Origin of the sequence: Burkholderia sp. HMSC10F09 (assembly GCF_001806955.1) — a bacterium.
Classification (GTDB): domain Bacteria; phylum Pseudomonadota; class Gammaproteobacteria; order Burkholderiales; family Burkholderiaceae; genus Burkholderia; species Burkholderia multivorans.
Map to the genome: position 1 here is coordinate 1 of NZ_KV786897.1, position 1,282 is coordinate 1,282.

At 70.7% G+C, this 1,282-nt stretch carries 1 protein-coding gene and 1 pseudogene; both read right to left on the bottom strand.

The window, feature by feature from the left end; genetic code table 11:
- Window positions 1-39 precede the first annotated feature (39 nt).
- Window positions 40-993, bottom strand: coding sequence for a sugar-binding transcriptional regulator (locus HMPREF3115_RS25355; protein ID WP_006406457.1), 954 nt, complete (start codon window positions 991-993; stop codon window positions 40-42).
- A gap of 103 nt (window positions 994-1,096) precedes the next feature.
- A pseudogene (locus HMPREF3115_RS25360) lies at window positions 1,097-1,282 on the bottom strand (xylulokinase); the annotation flags it as partial.

Genomic DNA, 1,282 nt, shown 5'->3' on the forward strand with positions numbered 1-1,282 from the left:
AGCGCGCGGCATGACGGCTGCGGGCCGCGCGGCGCGGCGTCAGAGCGTCGCGTCGAGCGCCGCCCGCGCGCAGGTCTCGTCCGTCACGAGCCCCGACACCCACCCCCCGCGCAGCGCGGCGATCACCGCGTCGCGCTTTTTCGGGCCGCCCGCGAACGCGATCGTCGGGCGCTTGGGCGGCGTCTCGAGCGGCACGCTCGTCACGCGCGCGCTCGTCGACACGTCGACGAGCCGGCCCTGAGCATCGATCGGTACGCCGAGCAGTTCGGCGACCGCGCCGCGCGCGATCATCTCGTCGCGTTCCTGCTCGGTGATGAAGCCGTCTTCGTACAGCGGGCAGTGCGGGCCGATGTTGCCGACGCCGACGAACGCGACGTCGGCTTCCGCGGACAGCGCATCGACGATCCGGTAGAGCCGGTGATTGCACCACTGCGCGCGCTCGGCGTCGCTGTCGGCGAACAGCGGGGCGGGCAGCAGGAAGTGCTTGCCGCCCGTCTTCTCGGAGATGTACTGCGCGACGTCGTAGCGGTTCGACGAGCCGTCGGCCGCGATCGCGCCGACCATCGACACGAGCCGGTGCTGCGGGCGATCGATCTGCGCGATCTGCGCGACGGCCGCCTTCAGCGTCCGGCCGCTGCTCACTGCGATCACCATCGGCCGCGTCTCGCTCAGATAGCGTTCCATGACCTGCGCACCGGCGACCGCGAGCTTGCGGTCGATCGCATCGGGCGCGTCGGCATCGACCGGCACGACTTCGCACATCGAGAGCCCGTAGCGCTTCGACAACTGCGCACCGAGATCGAGGCAGTCGGCCAATTGGTGATCGACGCGCACGCGAATCAGGTTCTTCTCGATCGCGAAGGCGACGAGGCGCTGCGCGACCGGGCGCGACACCTGCAGCTTCTCGGCGATTTCGTTCTGCGTGTCGCCCGCGACGTAATAGAGCCACGCGGCGCGCGTGGCGAGATCGAGTTTTTCTGAAGACTTGGACACGATAGCGATTCGGTTCGGAGCGGGCCGGCGGTGCGGCGCAACGGGATCCACTGTACCGCATGCGGCGCGGGCCGCCGTTCGGCACCCGCGCGGCAGCGGCCGCTCACGCGAGACGCGTGCGCGACGGTTCGTAAAGCGGACGCACGTGACGGTACAGCGCGCGAAACGCATCGAGGCGCTCGCGCAGCAGCGCGTGACGCGCGGCGTTCGGCGTGTAGTCGGCGCGCACCGGCGGCTTGGTCAGCACGGCCTCGGGATCGGCGCCGACCGCGAGCCAGCCGAGCCGTGC